Here is a 21,812-nt window from a genome sequence, read left to right on the forward strand (position 1 = left end):
TAAAATATTTAACTGTATGATATGTTCTGGTGGGTTATTAACTGTATTTGCCGCTTTAGTTGAAATTTTCTGAACTAAATTTCAAGAGGCAACGATGAGGGATCAATATTTTTACTATATTTAACACATAAATTCTTCCGGTAAAGACATAAGCTGTTGATTAAGAATTATACTCCCCCGCTCGACGGCATGTGCATTGACGCCAGATTAATGGCCGAATTTTGAATTTAACAAAAAAAATCCCGAAGTGCGGTGAAAAATGTCTTTATTCTCATTAAATATGCGGAGAATATTTCGTGTATATACCAGTTTGGCTGAGGCTGAGAGAAGTTCGGCGCCATTTGTAATTCAATATGTCTGGTGTGAATTTGGCTTCGGCTACGCTCAGCCATCCTGTATTAATTCATAGCTCCAGTTGTTCGAAGTATGTAAAATGAATGATGTAGGTGGTGCGAAGTTTTGTGTGATTGGCATTGTGGGTAAGTTAATATCGCACGAGATAAAAGTTAGTTTTCAACTAAGGAAAAAACTAATTCGGCTGAGGCTGAGAAAAGTTTGGCGCCATTTACAATTCAATATATCTGGGGTAAATTTGGCTTCGGCTACGCTCAGCCACCCTGTATTAATTCATAGCGCAAGTTGTTCGAAGCATGTAAAATAAATGATGATGTGGTGCGAAGTTTTGTGTGATTGGCATTGTGGGTAAGTTAATATCGCATGAGATAAAAGTTAGTTTTCAACTAAGGAAAAAACTAATTCGGCTGAGGCTGAGAGAAGTTCGGCACCATTCCTGACTGCCGTCAGGCAAGTTGCAATTCAATATGTATAGTGTAAATTTGGCTTCGGCTACGCTCAGCCACCCTGTATTAATTCATAGCGCAAAAAAAAATAGCACTATTCTTATATTCTCAATTTTGCAGAACGAACGATATACAATATATAAAGTATATTAGCCTGTAAATAAACCGGGCACAAAAACATGCAGAGCAAGTATCGAAAAATTTATATATAACGGATCACATACTCCCATAGCCTTTGTCGGAATTTACTGTTGATAAAATGTTGATAACGAATTCGAAAATATTAATACTTTTACGCCTTAATACCTTGCGTTAAAGCTTTAGTTTGTTAATTTTACATCATGCAGCACATTCGTCTGGAAATTATTGGTATGTCTTACAGTCAGTCTCAAAGCGGAGCTTATGCATTGATACTGGGGGAAATAGGTGGAGACAGGAGATTGCCAATTATCATCGGTGGGTTCGAAGCACAGTCAATTGCAATTGAATTGGAAAAGATGAAGCCTTCCCGACCATTGACCCACGATCTTTTTAAGAATTTTGCCGATCATTATGGCGTTACCATCAAACATGTGATCATCGATAAATTTGAACTCGGGGTTTTCTTTGCTAAACTTATTTGTGTGAACGATAATATTGAAAGCGAAATAGATGCCCGTACCTCGGATGCAGTTGCGCTTGCAATTCGTTTTAAATGCCCCATCTATACAAATGAGAAGTTATTGACCGAAGCAGGTGTTTTACTTGATGAAACCAAGACTGCAGGTTTGAAAGAGAAAAAAGTAAATGTTAAAACACACGATTCTGATTATGCCGATTATACCCTTAGCGATTTAAATAAAATGTTAAAGGAGGCAATTGATAATGAAGAGTATGAGAAGGCATCGGTAATTCGGGATGAAATTCAAAGAAAGAAAAAATCCTAAAGGCCGGACGCTCAAGTAAGAAATGAGTTGCTTGTTTATTGATTTGCGTTTCGCAAATTTTTTTGTTTAAAAGGATCAAATATTTCAAATAAAAACACATTGGCAGAGATCTCACAAACGATTTAACTACAGTTATTTAAATTCTAATATTGCATGTATGAGCTTTAAATTCTTATCAAACAAGGTTTTTTTAATAGCGACCGGCTTTTCAATATTATTATTAATTACCGGGATTATTGTTGGGCAGGATACCGCCGCTTCTTCAACTAATATAGTTGATACCACGCTTAGTAACGCCATTGTCATTAGTGATTCTACAACAGTGCTTCAACAAACCGAAGTCATTGCGACGCCTGAGCAAACTCAGGTAAAAAGCATAGGGTTTTCACTCATCTCACTTTTACGGGGTATGCTTGGAATATTTTCAGTTTTGCTCATTGGATTTTTATTGAGCTCAAATCGTAAAAGTATCGCAATCAGAACTGTATTGGGAGGTTTAGCTTTTCAAATCGTAATTGCCATCCTGGTGCTAAAAGTTCCGGCTATCCAATCACTGATCGAATTTGTAGGTAAAATGTTCATCATGGTTCTGAAATTTACTGAAGACGGAAGTGTATTTCTCTTTGGTGATTTGATTAATCAGGATAAGGTTGGGTTTATGTTTGCATTTCAAATCTTGCCAACCATTGTATTCTTCTCTGCCCTTTCCTCTGTTCTTTATTATTTTGGGATTATTCAGGGAGTGGTTAAGGTTTTTGCCTGGGTGATGACCCGATTGCTCAACCTTTCCGGAGCCGAAAGTTTATCTGCTGCCGGTAATATTTTTTTAGGTCAAACCGAATCCCCTTTATTGATCAAAGCTTACCTGGAGCGAATGACCAAATCGGAATTGATGTTGGTTATGGTTGGCGGCATGGCTACCATTGCAGGCGGAGTTTTGGCGATTTATATTAAATTTTTGGGAGGTACAAATCCGGTCGAACAAATTTTATTCGCCAAACATTTAATCACCGCATCGGTGATGGCAGCTCCGGGAGCTGTTGTGATGGCAAAATTGTTGATACCACAAACCGAAGAAATTTCAAATAAAGTGGAGGTTTCAAAGGAAAAGATTGGAAGCAATATACTGGAAGCCATTACCAACGGAACCACCGATGGTGTAAAGCTGGCAGTTAATGTTGGAGCAATGTTATTGGCATTTTTAGCATTTATCTCGATGTTAAATTTCATCTTTTTTAAAATTGGAGTCTGGACAGAAATTAATGGCTGGGTTGCAACATTCACAAATGGTCGCTTCGATTCGTTCAGCCTGCAATTTATTTTGGGCTATGCCATGGCTCCGCTGATGTGGTTGATTGGAGTCCCGACAGCTGATATTACTTTGGTTGGCCAATTATTAGGTGAGAAAATTATTTTAAACGAATTCATAGCTTATACAAGCTTGAAGGATTTTATGGCATCGGGGATTTTTGCAAATGAAAAATCAGTCATTATTGCCACCTATATTTTATGTGGATTTGCCAATTTTAGTTCCATCGGGATACAGCTTGGCGGTATTGGAGCTCTGGCTCCGGGCAAACGGACAACCTTGTCCAAAATTGGTTTTAAAGCATTAATGGGAGGGGCGCTGGCTTCGCTTTTATCAGCCACCATTATTGGGATGATTTTGGGATAGTTATGAGTTATGAGTTATGAGTTATGAGTGATGAGTGATGAGTTATGAGTGATGAGTGATGAGTGATGAGTGATGAGTGATGAGTGAAATGTTTGACTAATAAAATTAAAGAAAAATCATGAGGCAATATTTTGATTTATTACAATTTGTACTGGATAATGGGAACAAAAAGACCGACAGAACCGGAACGGGTACTATAAGTGTTTTTGGTTATCAGATGCGATTTGATTTATCAAAAGGATTTCCCATGATGACGACCAAAAAATTACATTTGCGTTCGATCATTCATGAATTGCTATGGTTTTTGAAAGGCGATACCAATATTCAGTATTTAAAAGAGAATAAAGTTAACATATGGAATGATTGGGCCAATGAAAAAGGGGATCTGGGTCCGATTTATGGTCATCAGTGGCGTAACTGGAATAGTGAGGGGATTGATCAGGTGAGCGGTTTAATAGAACAAATCAAAAAAACTCCGGATAGCAGACGGCATATCATTGCGGCATGGAACCCAAGTGTTTTGCCTGACAATACTAAAACATTTGCAGAAAATGTTGCCGATGGAAAAGCTGCTTTACCTCCGTGTCACGCCTGGTTTCAGTTTTATGTTGCCGATGGAAAATTGAGTTGTCAATTATATCAACGCTCAGCGGATATCTTTTTAGGAGTTCCTTTTAATATTGCGTCTTATGCTTTATTTACGATGATGATTGCCCAGGTTTGTGATCTGCAGCCCGGAGAATTCATTCACACCTTTGGCGATGCACATATCTATTTGAACCATATTGATCAGGTGAAATTACAATTAAGCAGGAGTTTTTATCCACTGCCTGAAATGAAATTAAATCCGGCGATTAAAAATATTTTCGACTTTAAATATAAGGACTTTGAGTTGGTGAATTATTTTTGTCATCCGGGGATTAAGGGAGAGATCTCTGTCTAATTTGAAGATTTGAAAATGTGATAATTTGAAGATGTGAAATAGAAATATTAAGTGACTTATTCTAACCCCAAAAACTAATTATATACGCTGAAATCAATGAAACAAATATCTATCATCGTTGCCATTGCACAAAACCATGCCATCGGGAAAAACAACGACCTGCTTTGGCACATTTCCAAAGATTTTCAATGGTTTAAAGAAAAAACAAGGGGCCATCAGGTGATTATGGGTGAAAGAACACTACACTCATTGCCTAACGGGCCTTTACCTAAAAGAAGTAATATCGTTATTACTGATAAAAAGGGGAAAAGCTTTGAAGGTTGTACCACCGTTTATTCAATCGAAGAAGCTATTGAGCATTGCAGCGAAACTGAAGAAAGCTTTATTATTGGAGGTGGTTCGATTTACAAGCAGTTCTTACCATACGCAAATAAGTTTTATTTAACGCTTGTACATAAAGACTTTGAAGCCGATACTTTTTTTGAAGTTGATTTCAGTGATTGGAAAATAATTGAGCGTATTGATGTGAACGATGATACACAAAATGATTTTACCTATTCATTTATCGTATACGAACGAAATAGTCTGCAAAAAACATAATAGCTATAATGCCTAAATATGTAATACTATTTTATAAATTTGCAAAAAAATAATTTAAATTAATTTATAATGAAAACTACTGCATTTACAAGTATCCACGAGTCGTTAGGAGCAAAAATGGTACCTTTTGCCGGTTATAATATGCCCGTAACCTTTGAAGGAATTAATATTGAGCATGAAACCGTTCGCAAAGGAGTAGGCGTTTTTGATGTTTCGCATATGGGCGAATTTTGGGTAAAAGGGCCAAAAGCATTTGAGTTTGTGCAAAAAATATCAACTAATGATGTTGCTAAACTTACGGATGGTAAAATCCAATATACCTGTTTTCCTAATGGTAAAGGTGGTATTGTAGATGATTTTTTGACCTATCGAATAAATGAAGAAACCTATTTATTGGTTGTAAATGCAGCCAATATTGATAAAGATTGGGCCTGGTGCAATAAGCAAAATACAATGGGTGCAAAATTGTACAATGCATCTGATGAGATTGCACAATTAGCAATTCAGGGGCCAAATGCCTTAAAAGTAATGCAGAAATTAACTACCTCAAATGTTGTTGATATGGAGTATTACACTTTCCAAAAACTGATGCTGGCAGGAGTTGAGGACGTCATATTTTCGACTACCGGGTATACCGGTTCCGGTGGATGTGAAATTTATATGGAAAACAATGATGGCCCCAGAATTTATCAGGCTTTGATGGAGGCCGGTAAAGAATTTGGCATTAAACCTATTGGGTTGGCTGCACGCGATACCCTTAGATTGGAAATGGGATTCTGTTTATATGGAAATGACATTGATGATACCACTTCGCCTATAGAAGCTGGCCTGGGGTGGATTACTAAATTTGTTGACGGAAATGATTTTATCGATAGGGCACTCTTGGAAAAACAGAAAGCTGAAGGTGTGAGCAGGAAATTGACTGCTTTTGAAATGATCGATAAAGGTATTCCACGTCAGCATTACGAAATTTGCGATGCAGACGGAAATGTGATCGGAGAAGTTACCTCGGGAACCATGAGCCCGATGTTAAAAGTTGGCATAGGAATGGGTTATATCAAAACTGGTTATAGCAAGCAGGATATGGAAATTTATATTAAGGTTAGAGATAAACTATTAAAAGCCAAGGTTGTTAAATTGCCATTCTATAAAGGATAATATAAACCTCAATTTAAGAAAATGGAACGTCTATGATAAAATAATCATAATTTTAACACACACGAAAATGATTATTTTATCATGGTTAGTTCCCTGTCTGCCGACAGGCAGGCATCTGATCGTTGAGAAATAAAAAATAAACAGATGAAATTAAAACTAGTTACAGCCACATTTATGTTCCTTTTATCCTCAGCAATAATTAATGCTCAGGATATGAGGAGTCAATTTTTTGTAAGTGAAGGAATCAAACAACTTGAATTAGGAAATTTAGAAAAGGCTGATACCTTGTTTAATGCGGCCCTGGAAGTTTACCCTAATGTTGATGCTTATTTTAATAAGGCACTTACCCGTTTGAATTTAAATGATGAATGCGGGTTTTGCGAATGTATGTATATGGCTGCATTTTATGAAGATATGGAAGCAGATTCATTGTATAAAAAGTATTGTATTTCTGAAACAAAAATGTTAGAGAGTAAATATGATTCTTTGGTGCCGTTTCTTCTAACTAAACAATATGAGATTATTCAAAAGGATAAGTGTGGAACGCGTGAAAAGATTGATTTTTATGACCAAAATGACTCTTTACTTTCTAGTTTACAGATCATAAATGGCCAGTTATTTTATTCTCAATTATCCTATCCGGCCAGATATCCGGGTGGTCAGCCGATGTTGGATAAATTCATTGAAAAAAATATGATTTATCCGAAACAAGCAGAAGCGGAAAAAATACAAGGTAAAGTATATGCTTCTTTTGTAGTAGATGAAAATGGCAGAGTGCAGGATGCCAGAATTGTGAATGGTGTAAATCCATTATTGGATGAAGAAGCCTTAAGGGTGATTAGCCTTATTCCTAAATGGTATCCGGCAACGAATAAGGGGAAACCGGTTCGGGATATTATTACATTAAATGTCAGCTTCAGTTTATAATTGCCATAACTCTTTGCCCGGCAATTTTCAATGATACCTATTGCTTTGTTCATTTTATTTATGAAGCGTTAGGTATCTCTGTTTTGTCGGTTTATTTATTTAATTTTGACTGAAGTTGTTAAAGTATTGATGAAACTATGGCTCATCAAAATTCTCAATACCTAAATAAATCTTAAAATCTATAAATCATATTTGTATAAACGATGTATAAGTTTCCTTTCTTACTATTGAGTTTCTTCCTGTGCATGAATCTGAGTGCCCAGCAAAAATATCCAACTAACTATTTTGGTTCCCCCGTGGAATTTCGAATTTTATTGTCAGGAACTTTTGGTGAATTGCGCTCAAATCACTTTCATTCAGGCATCGACATTAAAACCCAGGGAGTAGAAGGACAGAATATACATGCAGTTGCTGATGGATATATTTCCAGAATAAGCGTCTCAGGAACCGGATTTGGAAAAGCACTTTATGTGAACCACCCCAATGGATATACTTCTGTTTATGGTCATCTTAGCGCATTTTCCGATAGTATTGGCATTTATGTGAAATCACAACAATATAAAAAAGAGCAATTCACGGTAAACCTGTATCCACCAAGGGATATGTTTGTTGTTAAAAAAGGCGAAATCATAGCAAAATCAGGAAATTCAGGTGGATCGGACGGGGCTCATCTTCATTTTGAGATTAGGGACAGCAGATCGGAATTACCGATTAATCCTTTGCTTTTTGGTTTTATGGTGAAGGATATCACCAGGCCCAGGATTTTAGGATTGAGAATCTATCCGGTAAATGAAAACAGCAGCGTAAATAAACGTCCAAAGACATTAGATATTGAAGTTAAGGGTTGGGGTTTGAATCATAAAATTGTAAAATATGATACGTTGCAGGTTTCCGGTAAGATCGGATTTGGGATCAATGCTTATGATTTGCAGGACGATTCAAATAATAAAAACGGAGTCTATTCAATTCAGCTTTGGATTGACTCGACACTCATCTATTCGCATCAGCTCGAAAAATTTTCATTTGATGAAACTAAATATATTAACAGCTTCATCGATTATGCCGAATATATTCAAAATAAAAAGCGTTATCAAAGAAGCATTATTGATCCAGGAAACCGATTGAGTATCTATGGTGAGGTGCTTGATCAGGGAATTTACAATTTTACCGATTCATGCTACCATAATTTTAAATATGAGTTGAAAGATGCTGCAGGTAATCTTTCACAAATTACCGGGGTTCTTAAATCAATTCCACCTGGCGATAACATTGAGAGTGTAGTAAGCGATATGGATCATTGGTTTGTTTACAACTCCGAAAATAAATTCGAAACTGACAGTGTAAAGTTAGATTTCGGCAAAGGCACTTTCTACCGCTCTTTTAAATTTGAATATCAAAAGGATGACTCACCTAAAGGTTCTTATTCGGCGCTTCATAAAATTCACACTGAAAATTTTCCGGTACATAAATCTTATGATATTAAAATTACCACAAATAACCTACCTAAACAGCTACAGGGAAAAGTATTGATCGCTCAATTAAATAAGAACGGAGTTAGTGCAGTTGGCGGGTTTTACGATGATGGCTTTGTGGTTGGCAAAGCATCAAATTTTGGAAATTTTATGGTTGTGGTTGATACAATCCGACCTGAAATTACTCCTTTGAATATTAATAATGGGAAAAATATCGCGACATTACGGTTTATCAATTTTTTGATTAAGGATGAGCTGTCGGGTATTCGATCGTATCGCGCAACATTGAACAATCAATGGATATTGATGGATTATGATCCCAAAAATGATAAATTGAGCTATCAGATTGATGAAAGGATGAAAAAGGGGAAGAACCAATTCAGGTTGGAAGTTAAAGATGCAAAAGATAATACGGCGATTTATAAGGCAGAGATTGAATATTAATCAATTTTAAACCAGCCTCTCGTAAAATGTTGCTTACGGGTTTTACAGTCATCGTTCAAGGCTTTTAATTCCAGATTGTCATCAGCTAAAATAAACTTGTAAGTACCGGCAATGTTTGCACAGGTTTCATTACCCTGGTTATATGTAAAACTGATTTGATCATCAACAACGATTACCTTTCCCTCGTAGAATTTCTTTGAATCTACCGAGGGAAAATCAAGATTGAAGTTTCCATCACTTTTTATCAGTAAAAGTGCTCCATTCGATTTGTTTACCCATGTGGTGCCCGTGAGCCCAATATCATAAGGGATCGCTTCCTTGCTGTTTTTTATAAAATCAATGGTTTTTGCAGTGATGTTTTTCAGGTCCTCTTCAAGCCAAATTGCGTGACCATTACCTTCATACGAATATAATTCGGCATTATCAGCATTCTTTTTAAATTTTTCGACATCAGAAAACTCAATTACATTGTCGGTTTTACTATGAATAATGAGCATGGGGATTCTTATCTTCCCGGTTCCGGTTTTATAAGTAGATAAGTTACTCAAGTCATTTTTTAATCCTTCAGATCTTTTGCTGTAAATTGAAATACATTCCAAATAGCTCAATAAATCCTCTTTCGCGCCTGCCACATTTACTAATTCTGCAACTTTCATTTCTCGATCTGCCGGAGCGTATTTACTGTTTTTCTCCAATAAAGAAGCAATAAAGTTTCGCGTATTGTATTTGGCAAGATAGTAAACCAACCAGGAAGCGATATCTGATTTTTCATCCAAGAGTGGAATTGATTTTAATCTCATCGCGTTAGCCAAATTCGCTGTTGAATCAATTTGATTGATTGCTGCATTAATCAGTATTAAAGCCTTTGATTTTCCGGGATATTTTTTTGTAAATTCAATCGCCGGCGGCCCACCTGCAGAAACACCAACAACAACTACTTTTTCGTTAATGTTTAGCATCTGCAATAGTTCGGCAAATAAATCGGCTTGCTGAGCATAATCTGCATTTTCATTCAACGGAGTATTTAAATACCCCGGACGTGAAGGGCAAATTATTCTATATCCGGAAGCAGTAAATCCATCAAAAAGTTTAATATTATCTGCACCGGATCCTTCCATATGCGACAACAGAATTATCTGGCCTTCACCTTTGCTGAAATACTCTATAGGCCCTTTTGAGGTATTTATTACCGTTGATGAGGATTGCAGATCAGTCGTTTGTTTAGAGTTCCATCCTCTATAACTCAGGTAGCCCAATGCTATGATTAGTATCAGTATTATTAAAATAATTCTGATATACTTTACGCCACCTGAGCTGGCTTTTTTCTTGCTTTTCTTACGTGAAAATTTTCTTTTGGCCATCCTGATATTAATTATCACACTAAATTACAATATAATTTACGATTTTAATTAAAGTGTGAAAATTTCCTTCAGGTTAATTATGATTCTGTTCATTTCTAATTAAAGTTTCTACTAAAAAATAAATATCTTTGCAGCATGGAAGAAACCATTATTATTTTAGACTTTGGATCGCAATATACACAGCTTATTGCACGTAGGGTCAGGGAATTAAATGTTTATTGCGAGATACATCCATTCAATAAAATTCCGGTGTTTTCGAAAAATGTGAAGGGGGTTGTGTTGTCGGGTAGTCCATATTCAGTAATGGACGAAGATGCACCAAATCCTGATTTATCAAAAATCAGAGGAGTTTATCCATTATTAGGTGTTTGCTATGGTGCACAATATTTGGCGAAGGCAGAAGGTGGAAAATTAATGCGCTCGGAAGTGAGGGAATATGGGAGAGCAAATTTGGGTTTTATAGATAAAGAAAATGCGCTTCTGAGAAATATGACACTTGGGAGCCAGGTGTGGATGTCGCATGGCGATACCATTTTATCCATGCCTAAAAACTTTAAAATCATCACCAGTACCAACGATGTTGAGGTTGCCGGCTACCAGGTTGACGGTGAGCAAACTTATGGCATTCAATTTCATCCCGAAGTTTATCATTCTGAGGAAGGAAAAGAGCTTTTAAAAAACTACATTATCGATATTTGTGGATGTAAAGGTTCATGGACCCCCGATTCTTTTATCGAAACTACGATAAGTGGTCTCAAAATGAAATTAGCTGATGATAAAGTAGTTTTAGGTTTATCGGGAGGTGTCGACTCATCTGTTGCAGCGGTTCTTTTACATAAAGCCATCGGCACAAAGCTTCATTGTATTTTTGTTGATAATGGATTATTGAGGAAAAATGAGTTTGAGGAAGTGCTTGAACAATACAAACATATGGGTCTGAACATTAAAGGTGTAGACGCTAAGGATCGTTTCCTTAATAATTTGGCAGGGGTGAGCGATCCGGAAACGAAGCGAAAAATAATTGGAAGTACTTTTATTGATGTTTTTGACCAAGAGGCGCATAAAATAGAAGATGTTAAATGGTTGGCTCAAGGAACAATTTACCCTGATGTTATTGAATCAGTTTCGGTAAACGGACCTTCTGCCACTATTAAATCGCATCATAACGTAGGTGGATTGCCCGACTTTATGAAATTGAAAATTGTTGAGCCTCTGAATACTTTATTTAAGGACGAAGTCAGAAAAATTGGCAAGGCACTCGGCATGGACGACAATATACTGGGCAGGCATCCATTCCCCGGTCCGGGATTGGGAATTCGTATTTTGGGTGAAATTACAGCCGAAAAAGTCAGGGTTTTACAGGAGGTAGATTATCTCTATATTGAAGGATTGAAAAAGCATAATCTTTACCATACGATTTGGCAAGCAGGAGCAATATTATTACCCATCCAATCTGTTGGGGTAATGGGTGATGAACGAACCTATGAAAGTGTTGTGGCACTAAGGGCTGTTGGCTCAACAGATGGGATGACAGCAGATTGGTCGCATTTACCCTATGAGTTTTTGGCTAAAATTTCGAACGAAATCATTAATAAAGTTAAGGGTGTAAACAGGGTGGTATATGACATTAGTTCAAAACCTCCTGCCACTATTGAATGGGAATAAACAATTTATAAAACCCAAAAGCGTTAAATAATCATTCATTGCAATTTGAAATATTCAAAACTTAAATAGTGAGAAATCAGATATTTTTAATCTTTATTTTATTTTTTACAGGAATTGGTCATTCATTTGGTCAACAACCTATCATTCATAAGTCTGAGTTTACTAAAACCATAAACGGTAAACAGTTCTATATTCATCGTGTAGAACATGGACAAACCCTTTATTCTTTATCAAAAGTTTATGAGGTTACCATGGATGAGATTATTTTTGAAAACCCTTTATCAAAAAAGAGCTTATCAATCGGGCAAGAACTGAAGATACCCATTAAGAGTAGGGATACTACTGTTTTAGAATCATACACAAAAGGTAAAACCGAGTTCTTTTATCACATCACTAAACAAGGAGAAGACTTCAAAAAAATTGCATCTATTTACAGTGTGCAGGTTGAGGAATTAAAATTAGCCAATAAGGCTTTGTCAGAACCATTGAAAACAGGACAATATATTAAGATTCCGGTTGATTCAAAACCAAAAGAATTGAAAAATTCTGAAAAAAACACACCTTCTTCAGGCTCTGCTGCCAAAGAAAAAATACAGGATCAGAATATTAGCTACGTCAGCAAATACGGAGATAATTTATATCGTCTTGCCATCAAATTTCGTGTCAGTATTGATGAAATAAAGAAACTAAATCAAGGACTCGAAGATCAATTCCCTGCCGGCAAAACAATTCTTATTCCACGAAAAAAGAATGATGTTACCTACATTTATCATAAAGTACTTGAAAGAGATCGACTTTCAAAAATTGCAGATTTTTATGATGTCAGTTATGAAAGTGTACAGAAATTAAATCCAAATGCAAGAAACCGCGTTCAGTCTGGTCAGAGTATCAAAATACCAATCCCTTACGAGAGTATAGCTCCGATAATTGAAGAGATTCCGGTTCCGGAAGAAGTTGTTGCCGAAACATCGATAAATCGTGATAGTTTGAAATGCTACTCAGATAGCAGGAATCTATTAAAAACTTATAAAGTGGCCCTGATGATTCCGCTCTATCTTGAAGAAACAGAAACCCTTCAATTTGATTCTGAAAACCTTCAAAGTCAGCTTCAACAACTTAGTGAGAGTTCGAAAAACCCATTTCGTTTCATACAGTTTTACTATGGAGCTTTAATGGCTGTTGATTCGCTGAAAAGTAAAGGCTTAAAAATCGACTTATACGTTTATGATGTAAATGAAGATATCGCTAAAGCCATGAAAGTGTTTCAGCAGGAGGAATTACGAAATATGGATTTGATCATTGGTCCCTTCTTTACAGATATTTTCAGGTATGCTTCAACATTTGCGAAAAATTTCCATATTCCAATCATCAATCCGTTATCGCAACGATCTGATATTATTAATAACAATTCACAGGTTTTTAAATACCAGCCTACAAATAATTATCAGATTGAAAATGTTAAAAATTTAGTTAATCAGTATTATAAGGATGCGAAGATATTTCTCATTGATCATCAAACCGATCAAAATGCTGATCTATTGAGTGAATACGCAAGAGTGCTTAAAGAGGTCATTCCTAATGAATACAGAACCTCAAATACCGATATTTATAATTTAGCAATCGAAAAGGCAACGGATGATTCTTCAATTGATGAGAAGAAAGTTAATTCTATTATTTCCTTAGAAGGAATGCGATTAAACACAAACAGACTGAAGTTAGCACTTGAAGATAGTACCTCATTTCCTAATGTAATTACAACAATACATTATGGTATTGACAACCTTACACCGTTTGAGAAACAAGCTTCTGTATTAAGAAATAATGTTGTCATCATAAACTCTGAGGATAATGTTTTTGTTTTAGATGTGCTCACAAAATTGAACATATTATGTGATACATTCCCTGTTACGATCATTGGAATACCCAATTGGGAGATATTTGAGAATATGGATAATAATATTTATCAGAACCTAAATGTTCATTATCTGAGCTCAAGTTTTGTAGATTATAATGAGCAAAATGTTATATCTTTTGTTAGAAGTTTCCGTGATGAATTTTTATCCGAGCCGGGAAATTATGCCTTTATTGGATTTGATATTAGCTGGTATTTTTTAAATGCACTCATGAAATTTGGAACCGATTTCGAAGATTGCATCCGGTATTATAATCCAAAACTTATCGGCCCTGCTATTAAATTCAGGAAGAATAATCGTACTGAAGGTTATGAAAATACTGATTGGCAAGTAATAAAGTTCAATAATTATTTTTTGCAAAAAGTTAAACTTCCGCCGGTGTTAAATTAAGTCAATTTATTGATAAATATCAATTGATTCAGGAGGTTTGAAGTGAGATATGAAGATACGAATCTAAGAATATCAGGATTGCGTTTATGAACTCAAATTCTGTTGACTTATAAGTTATTATGTTAGATTTACCGAACTAATTTGAACTGCACATCTGCTTGAATTATTAAAAATGAAAGAACAAGATTGGAAATCAAAAATTATTTTAAAATATTACCTTAATTTTTTGTTTTGTATGACTAATTAAGTGTAACTTTGCACTGTTAATTAATTAACAATATTAATTAAAATCAACAAATTTAATTGCTGATCTAAATATAAATTAAAACTTATTTAAGATGGATCTTGAAAAAATAATGAATGGCCTTGAGCAAAAACATCCGGGAGAAAAGGAATATTTGCAAGCTGTTCGAGAAGTATTAGAATCAATAGAAGATGTGGTTAATGAGAACCCTCAGTTTGAATCTGCCGGTATCATTGAACGTATTATTGAACCGGACCGTATTTTCTCATTTAAAGTGCCATGGGTTACTGATGATGGCAGGGTTGTCGTTAACTTGGGTTATCGTATTCAATTTAACAATGCTATTGGACCATACAAAGGTGGATTAAGATTTCACCCAAGTGTGAATCTGAGCATTCTTAAATTTTTAGGTTTCGAACAAATTTTCAAAAACAGCTTAACAACACTTCCTATGGGTGGTGGCAAAGGTGGTTCTGATTTTGATCCTAAAGGAAAATCAGATGCTGAGATTATGCGTTTTTGTCAGGCATTTATGCTTGAGTTATGGCATTCAATTGGCCCTGATACTGATGTACCGGCCGGTGATATTGGTGTTGGTGGTAGAGAAATTGGATTTTTATACGGAATGTATAAAAAACTGGCTCGTGAACATACAGGTGTTCTTACCGGTAAAGGAATTAATTGGGGTGGTAGTCTGGTTCGTCCGGAAGCAACTGGATTTGGTGCTGTTTATTTTGCCAAGGAAATGCTTGCAACTAAAAATGATTCATTAAAGGGTAAAATTGTTGCACTTTCAGGTTTTGGAAACGTAGCATGGGGTGCTGCACAAAAAGCTACTGAATTAGGAGCTAAAGTTGTTACCATTTCAGGGCCTGATGGATATATTTATGATAAAGATGGGATCTCAGGCGAAAAAATTGATTACTTACTGGAACTAAGAGCTTCAAATCAGGATATCGTTAAGCCTTATTCTTACGAGTTTCCAAATGCAATCTTTGTTCAGGGAAAACATCCTTGGGAAGTAAAATGCGATGTTGCTATTCCTTGCGCTACTCAAAATGAGTTGAATAAAGAAGATGCGCTTGCGTTGGTTAAAAATGGAGTGATTTGTGTTGCTGAAGGTGCCAACATGCCTTCTACTCCTGAAGCTGTTGAAGTTTTCCACGACAATAAAGTGTTATTTGGCCCCGGTAAAGCGGTTAATGCAGGTGGTGTTGCAACTTCAGGTTTGGAGATGTCGCAAAACTCAATGAAAATTAACTGGTCAGCTAAAGAGGTTGATGAGCGTTTGCACAATATTATGATTAATATTCATAATGCATGTGTTAAAAATGGTACCGAAAGTGATGGTTACATCAATTACGTAAAAGGTGCGAATATTGCCGGTTTTCTTAAAGTTGCCAACGCAATGTTGGATCAAGGAATCGTTTAAATAGATTAGTTAGGTTAGGTTAAAGCTCCTGCTCCTTATCGGAGTGGGAGCTTTTTTATGGAATGCCGTTCTATCCAAAATGCGTTCAAATATCATTTTTCATGAAGGATCATCGAAATCGGGAAGTGATCACTATAGCCGTTTGAATCATAATCTAAAGATTAAAACTTTAATATCTACTTATACCAATTTCTAGAAAAAGTACGTAATCTACATTCCGTCTTTATACTAAAAATTGTTAATATAATTTAGCTTAAGTAGCGGATTTAAAGAATTTATCGAGGATAAATTTTTATATTTGTAGCAATAAAAATTAATTTGAGTAATAATAAATTTGATGGAAGAATTCAAATCGATTAACGAAATTTTAGAATTTGCAATTGCTTCGGAACAGGAAGCTGTTGAATTTTATTCTAACCTGGCAGAACAATCAAAAAATACTGAAATGAAAGCTGTATTTAATCAGTTTGCCAAAGAGGAAATGAACCATAAATCACGGTTAATAAAAATCAAGGATGAAGGTTCGTTTGAGTTAAAAAGTGAGAAAATTTATGATTTGAAAATTGCTGATTATTTGGTTGATGTTCAAGTATCGCCAAAGATGTCATATCAAGATGCATTGATTGTCGCCATGAAAAAGGAAAAATCTGCGTTCAGACTATACACAAATCTTGCGGCTAAGGCTCCTAACGAAAACCTGAAAAACATTTTCCTCTCATTGGCTCAGGAAGAATCAAAACATAAATTACGATTCGAAATTGAGTATGATGATTATATTTTAAAGGAAAATTAAAAGTAATGTGCGCATTATAAAGACTTAAAGGAAATATTGAATCTTGCTCATTAAAATTATGATCACCTTCTAAATTTTTAACTTGACTATGTTTGGCTGGAGTTTGATAAATACCCTACTTATAAATGGATGAGATAGAAGACATAAACGATGATTTAGGACAAGCCCTGGAAAATGAAATTTCTTCCGGTGAGGTGCATAAAACGATGCACCTGTCAGGGATGTACGAAGCATGGTTTTTGGATTATGCTTCATATGTTATTCAGGAAAGGGCTGTGCCGGATATTTTTGATGGATTGAAACCTGTTCAACGTAGGATTTTGCACGCCATGAAAGAACTGGATGACGGGCGCTATAATAAAGTTGCGAATATTATCGGGCATACCATGAAATATCATCCACATGGCGACGCGTCTATTGGGGACGCACTGGTGCAACTTGGACAAAAAGAATTGTTGATCGATACTCAGGGAAACTGGGGAAATATTCTGACCGGGGATAGTGCTGCGGCTCCCCGTTATATTGAAGCTCGTTTATCGAAATTTGCGCTTGATGTTGTATTCAATCCGAAAACGACCAATTGGAAAGCATCTTACGACGGGAGAAACAAAGAACCCATTGGTCTTCCGGTAAAATTCCCCTTATTACTTGCTCAAGGAGTAGAAGGAATTGCTGTTGGTTTAGCCTCAAAAATTTTACCGCATAACTTTATTGAATTGATTGATGCTTGCATCGCTTATCTGCAAGACAAAGATTTTGAAATATACCCGGATTTCCTCACAGGCGGCCTGGCTGATTTTTCTAAATATAATGATGGACTGAGAGGTGGCAAAGTAAGGGTAAGGGCCAAGATCGTACAGCTTGATAAAAAAACACTTGTAATTACGGAAATCCCTTTCTCAACAAATACCACTACACTTATTGATTCAATTATTGCCGCTAATGATAAGGGTAAGATCAAAATCAGGAAAATTGATGATAATACGGCCGAAAATGTTGAGGTTTTAATTCATCTGACTCCCGGAGTTTCTCCCGATCAAACAATTGATGCATTGTATGCATTTACAAATTGTGAAATCCCGATTTCTCCTAATTCATGCACCATCAGAGATGGGAAGCCTGAGTTTAGAGGGGTAAAAGATATGCTCAGAACCTCTGCCGATAATTCTGTTCAACTTCTCAGAAAAGAACTGGAAATCAAACTTTCAGAACTTGAAGAGCAGTGGCATTTTTCTTCTCTCGAAAAAATATTTATCCAGGAGCGCATTTATATTTTAATCGAAAAATGTACGACATGGGAAGCTGTTTTAGAGGCAATTGATGAAGGATTAGAACCTTTTAAAAATGTTTTTAAACGAGAAATTACAACTGAGGATATTATCAGATTAACTGAAATTAGAATCAAGCGGATATCCAAATTCAGTTCATTAAAAGCCGATGAAATTATCAAGGGTATTGAAGCTGAAATTGAAGAAGTAAATAATCATCTGGCGAATTTAATTGATTATGCGATTAATTACTATCGTCAGATTAAAAAGAAATACGCCGCCGGTAAAGAACGAAGAACCGAAATAAGAAACTTTGATACCATACAGGCAACCATGGTTGCTGCCGCTACTCAACGCTTATATTTTAATGCTGAAGAGGGTTTTGCAGGAACAAGTTTGCGCAAGGATAACTTTGTTTGTGAATGTTCGGATATCGACGACCTCATTGCATTTAGAGCGGATGGTACATTTTTGGTCACCAAAGTTGCACCTAAAGTGTTTGTTGGAAAGGATGTTATTCATGTGGATATCTTCCGCAAAAATGATGATCGAACTGTTTATAATATACTTTACCGTGATGGTCGAAAAGGAAGTGTTTATGTTAAGCGGTTTTCTGTTTTAGGTGTTACCAGGGATAAAGAATACACGCTCACAAAAGGTAAAGAGGATTCAAAAGTATTGTACTTTTCAGCAAATCCTAATGGAGAGGCCGAATCAATTAAAATCTATCTCCGACCAAAACCTCGTCTAAAAAAATTATCGCTCGACTATGATTTCTCAGAATTAGCTATAAAAGGCAGGAGTTCGCAGGGGAACATCCTCACAAAACACGCCATTAAATCTATAGCCAAAAGAGACGAAGGAATTTCGACCCTGGGAGCAAGGAATATTTGGTACGACGATACTGTTAAAAGATTGAATTCGGATGAAAGAGGGATTTATTTAGGTGCTTTCAAAGGGGAGGATAAAATACTTACCATCATGCAATCCGGCTATTACAGATTGATGAATTACGATCTTTCGAGCCATTTTGATGAGGATATGATTCACATTGGTAAATTTGATGAGCATAAAATTATTTCTGCCATTTATTTTGATGCAGAGCAGGGAAAAACCTATATCAAAAGATTTACCATTGAACCTACATCAAATGGGAGTAAAAAAATCGAATTCATTCCTGAACATTCTGATACTAAACTGATCGACTTAAGTTTTGATTATTTGCCCGTTATTGAAGTCATTTATGATAGCAAAACGAATTTGAAAGAAGTTCCCAATGAGGTCATAAAGTTGGATGAGTTTATAGGTGTGAAGAGTTATAAAGCAAAGGGCAAAAGGATCTCAAATTATACCATAAAGACTTTTAATTGGCTTGAACCCGATCCGTATGAGTTTCCGGAAGATGAAACTGAAACGCTTGACGATGAAGGTTTGGATGATGAAGAAATAGATGAAAAAGATGAGGAGAACGACATTCTGGATGAGAATTTAGAATACAATCCTGAACCTCCTAAAACCGAGAAAAAAGCTGATAACAATAAACCTGAAGATCCAAATTTGCAAATGTCGTTGGAATTATAAATAATTGTAATTAATAGAGATGAAAGACAATAAGATACTGAATATTAGCAAGGATGTAAAATGGATAGGAGTATTGGACTACGATATCGTTACCTTCGATGTTGTAATGGAAACCGAATATGGGACTACCTATAATTCGTATTTTATTAATGCCGAGAAAAAAACAATTGTTGATACTACGAAGGAAAAATTCTGGGATGTTTATTTGACGAAAATTAAGGAAGTTGTAGATCCTGCAGAAATTGAATATATCATAGTTAATCATACCGAACCTGATCATTCGGGAAATTTAAAAAACTTATTGAAAATTGCCCCCAAAGCTAAAGTTGTTGGCAGCGGTAATGCCATCAGGTATTTAAATGATTTAATGGGAATTGAATTCCCTCACCTGATTGTTAAGGATGGTCAGAGCCTGGATCTTGGTAATAAAACCTTAAATTTTATCGGTGCACCAAATCTTCATTGGCCCGATTCAATTTATACCTATTTGGTTGAAGACCAGTTGTTATTTACCTGCGATTCATTTGGTGCGCATTACTGTAATGACAAAATGTTTGATGATCAAGTCGGTGATTTTGACGATGCATTTCGTTATTATTTTGATGTGATCTTAAAGCCATTTAGTAAATTTATGCTCAAAGCCATTGATAAAATCAGGCCATTGAGTATTAAGGCTATATGTACTGGTCATGGTCCAATACTTCGCAGCCATTGGAAAAAATATGTTGACCTTTCGGAAGAAATTGCAAAAAATGCCATACAAGAACCTGATTCAAATCGTGTTTTTATCCCTTATGTATCAGCTTATCATAAAACCGGGATATTAGCCGAAAGCATCGCTAAAGGTATCAGAATGGCAGGTGATATTGAAGTGGAAGTGATGGATGTTGAATCCTCACCAATAGGCGAATTAGATGCCAAAATAGCAAATAGCAGGGGGATCATTGTGGGTTGTCCAACCATTAATCAAAATATTCTGTTACCCATCTATAAATTGTTTGCGGTAATTAGTCCGATACGTGATAAATCTAAACTTGCAGGCGGATTTGGAAGCTATGGATGGAGTGGGGAAGGAAAAGATTTGATCAAAACCAATCTTGAAAATTTAAAACTTGATTATTTCGAAGATGGACTTTTTGTGAAATTTACCCCCACTGAAGAGGAATTAAAAAAGGCAGAAGATTATGGCATGGCATTTGGTAAAAAACTACTTGCTGAATAAATTGTTTATCAGAACCTTTTACTGATATTTTTCTAAATTATTTGCCAAGATGCAAACTACGAGAATCAAACCACGCACTCTGTTAGTATTTTTCCTCTTAAGTACCATTTTTATTTCCTGTTCACTTGAAAGAAAAATTGCCAAGAGTTATGTTAAGACGAAAGAGAAAAAATCGGTTTTAGTTTTCTTTCCATCCGAATTATTTAAGACTAACTTAAAAACCTATCAGGCCCTTACGGATGATAGTTTGCATACGTTAAATCACGATTCATTTTTAAGGGACAATAGCCTATTCCTAAAGTTTATCAATGATTCTCTTTTTATGACTAAATGTTGGCAAAGCATGGTTAATGAGCTTGGTGCACATGGCATCATGGTTTACGGATTTGATCAGATTAATGAATTTTTAAATCTAAAAGATAGCTCTTATGTTATAAACCTGGCACAAATGCAGCTTGAAGAATATGTGCATACTGAAAAAGTAGAAGCAGATATAGATGGTCGTTACTATTCCGGCGACATTGATTTAAATGCCATTAATTTGAATGCCTGGTTTGAATTAGAAAGAAATCAAGTACCCGGTGAAAAATATCCCGTCCTATATTCAAGTTATTATATTTATGATGATTTCGAAGGGCAGTTTGTAGGTTCATCCTCTTCTTATGCAGAAGTGAATTATCGCTATAAACTTGATACAATGCAGGTGGAAGATGTTTATAATTTAGCTGAACTTGCAGGGAAAAAATACGCTATTAATTTCTATGATTATTTGTTAAATATTTATGTCCAGGATCACCTTCCCAAGAATCAAGTTCCCGTCTTTTATTTTCATTATGACCGAAGAATGAAGAGCTTGCAAACATATTATTATGATGGGTTTACCGAAATTGACCCTGAAAATAATTAAGTTGCAAGTATTGGGTTAAAAGATATTAAAGTGCTTGAATTCTGAGCTTAACGAGGATGTTTGGGTGAATTCGATAGATAAAATGTATACT

At 35.7% G+C, this 21,812-nt stretch carries 15 protein-coding genes; 14 read left to right on the forward strand and 1 reads right to left on the reverse strand.

Features of this window, described 5'->3' with window-relative positions; all coding sequences use genetic code 11:
• Positions 1–1,141 precede the first annotated feature (1,141 nt).
• From KKG99_14115 to KKG99_14145, 7 genes are all read left to right on the forward strand, one after another.
• Positions 1,142–1,726, forward strand: coding sequence for a bifunctional nuclease family protein (locus tag KKG99_14115; GenBank protein MBU1014131.1), 585 nt, complete (start codon positions 1,142–1,144; stop codon positions 1,724–1,726).
• Between the two features lie 157 nt (positions 1,727–1,883).
• Positions 1,884–3,401, forward strand: coding sequence for a Na+ dependent nucleoside transporter (locus tag KKG99_14120; protein MBU1014132.1), 1,518 nt, complete (start codon positions 1,884–1,886; stop codon positions 3,399–3,401).
• A 118-nt stretch (positions 3,402–3,519) separates the two neighbouring features.
• Positions 3,520–4,344: a thymidylate synthase gene (locus tag KKG99_14125; protein ID MBU1014133.1), complete on the forward strand. Its 825-nt coding sequence runs from the start codon at positions 3,520–3,522 to the stop codon at positions 4,342–4,344.
• Positions 4,345–4,440: 96 nt separating this feature from the next.
• Positions 4,441–4,944 carry a dihydrofolate reductase gene (locus tag KKG99_14130; protein ID MBU1014134.1) on the forward strand — a complete coding sequence of 168 codons (504 nt, stop codon included), beginning with the start codon at positions 4,441–4,443 and terminating at the stop codon, positions 4,942–4,944.
• A 69-nt stretch (positions 4,945–5,013) separates the two neighbouring features.
• Positions 5,014–6,102, forward strand: coding sequence for a glycine cleavage system aminomethyltransferase GcvT (gcvT, locus tag KKG99_14135; protein MBU1014135.1), 1,089 nt, complete (start codon positions 5,014–5,016; stop codon positions 6,100–6,102).
• A 144-nt stretch (positions 6,103–6,246) separates the two neighbouring features.
• Positions 6,247–7,029, forward strand: a complete 783-nt coding sequence (locus tag KKG99_14140) for a TonB family protein (protein ID MBU1014136.1) — start codon at positions 6,247–6,249, stop codon at positions 7,027–7,029.
• A 296-nt stretch (positions 7,030–7,325) separates the two neighbouring features.
• The gene (locus KKG99_14145; GenBank protein MBU1014137.1) at positions 7,326–8,945 is read left to right on the forward strand and encodes a M23 family metallopeptidase; all 1,620 of its coding nucleotides are present in this window, start codon (positions 7,326–7,328) and stop codon (positions 8,943–8,945) included.
• Here the strand turns inward: KKG99_14145 and KKG99_14150 are convergent.
• On the reverse strand, positions 8,942–10,306 hold the full coding sequence (locus KKG99_14150) for an alpha/beta hydrolase (protein ID MBU1014138.1): 1,365 nt from the start codon (positions 10,304–10,306) through the stop codon (positions 8,942–8,944). The genes KKG99_14145 and KKG99_14150 overlap by 4 nt on opposite strands.
• Positions 10,307–10,441: 135 nt before the next feature.
• Between KKG99_14150 and guaA the strand changes: the two genes are divergently transcribed.
• From guaA to KKG99_14185, 7 genes are all read left to right on the forward strand, one after another.
• Positions 10,442–11,971, forward strand: coding sequence for a glutamine-hydrolyzing GMP synthase (gene guaA, locus KKG99_14155; GenBank protein MBU1014139.1), 1,530 nt, complete (start codon positions 10,442–10,444; stop codon positions 11,969–11,971).
• A 68-nt stretch (positions 11,972–12,039) separates the two neighbouring features.
• On the forward strand, positions 12,040–14,274 hold the full coding sequence (locus KKG99_14160; protein ID MBU1014140.1) for a LysM peptidoglycan-binding domain-containing protein: 2,235 nt from the start codon (positions 12,040–12,042) through the stop codon (positions 14,272–14,274).
• A 338-nt stretch (positions 14,275–14,612) separates the two neighbouring features.
• Positions 14,613–15,950 (forward strand): NADP-specific glutamate dehydrogenase, encoded by a 1,338-nt coding sequence (gdhA, locus tag KKG99_14165; GenBank protein MBU1014141.1) that lies wholly within the window; start codon positions 14,613–14,615, stop codon positions 15,948–15,950.
• 337 nt (positions 15,951–16,287) lie between these two features.
• On the forward strand, positions 16,288–16,743 hold the full coding sequence (locus KKG99_14170; protein MBU1014142.1) for a ferritin family protein: 456 nt from the start codon (positions 16,288–16,290) through the stop codon (positions 16,741–16,743).
• A 125-nt stretch (positions 16,744–16,868) separates the two neighbouring features.
• Positions 16,869–19,592, forward strand: a complete 2,724-nt coding sequence (locus tag KKG99_14175) for a DNA gyrase/topoisomerase IV subunit A (GenBank protein MBU1014143.1) — start codon at positions 16,869–16,871, stop codon at positions 19,590–19,592.
• 19 nt (positions 19,593–19,611) lie between these two features.
• The gene (locus KKG99_14180) at positions 19,612–20,814 is read left to right on the forward strand and encodes an FprA family A-type flavoprotein (GenBank protein MBU1014144.1); all 1,203 of its coding nucleotides are present in this window, start codon (positions 19,612–19,614) and stop codon (positions 20,812–20,814) included.
• A 49-nt stretch (positions 20,815–20,863) separates the two neighbouring features.
• Positions 20,864–21,721: a hypothetical protein gene (locus KKG99_14185; protein MBU1014145.1), complete on the forward strand. Its 858-nt coding sequence runs from the start codon at positions 20,864–20,866 to the stop codon at positions 21,719–21,721.
• The last annotated feature ends 91 nt before the right edge of the window (positions 21,722–21,812 follow it).

This window comes from Bacteroidota bacterium (assembly GCA_018816945.1).
Classification (GTDB): Bacteria; Bacteroidota; Bacteroidia; order Bacteroidales.

Bases quoted from the DNA above. Each gene is read 5' to 3' on its own strand.
- KKG99_14140 (MBU1014136.1), top strand. From the start codon at position 6,247: ATGAAATTAAAACTAGTTACAGCCACATTTATGTTCCTTTTATCCTCA.
- gcvT (MBU1014135.1), top strand. From the start codon at position 5,014: ATGAAAACTACTGCATTTACAAGTATCCACGAGTCGTTAGGAGCAAAA.
- guaA (MBU1014139.1), top strand. From the start codon at position 10,442: ATGGAAGAAACCATTATTATTTTAGACTTTGGATCGCAATATACACAG.
- KKG99_14170 (MBU1014142.1), top strand. From the start codon at position 16,288: ATGGAAGAATTCAAATCGATTAACGAAATTTTAGAATTTGCAATTGCT.
- gdhA (MBU1014141.1), top strand. From the start codon at position 14,613: ATGGATCTTGAAAAAATAATGAATGGCCTTGAGCAAAAACATCCGGGA.
- KKG99_14125 (MBU1014133.1), top strand. From the start codon at position 3,520: ATGAGGCAATATTTTGATTTATTACAATTTGTACTGGATAATGGGAAC.
- KKG99_14115 (MBU1014131.1), top strand. From the start codon at position 1,142: ATGCAGCACATTCGTCTGGAAATTATTGGTATGTCTTACAGTCAGTCT.
- KKG99_14180 (MBU1014144.1), top strand. From the start codon at position 19,612: ATGAAAGACAATAAGATACTGAATATTAGCAAGGATGTAAAATGGATA.
- KKG99_14120 (MBU1014132.1), top strand. From the start codon at position 1,884: ATGAGCTTTAAATTCTTATCAAACAAGGTTTTTTTAATAGCGACCGGC.
- KKG99_14150 (MBU1014138.1), bottom strand. From the start codon at position 10,306: ATGGCCAAAAGAAAATTTTCACGTAAGAAAAGCAAGAAAAAAGCCAGC.
- KKG99_14175 (MBU1014143.1), top strand. From the start codon at position 16,869: ATGGATGAGATAGAAGACATAAACGATGATTTAGGACAAGCCCTGGAA.
- KKG99_14130 (MBU1014134.1), top strand. From the start codon at position 4,441: ATGAAACAAATATCTATCATCGTTGCCATTGCACAAAACCATGCCATC.
- KKG99_14185 (MBU1014145.1), top strand. From the start codon at position 20,864: ATGCAAACTACGAGAATCAAACCACGCACTCTGTTAGTATTTTTCCTC.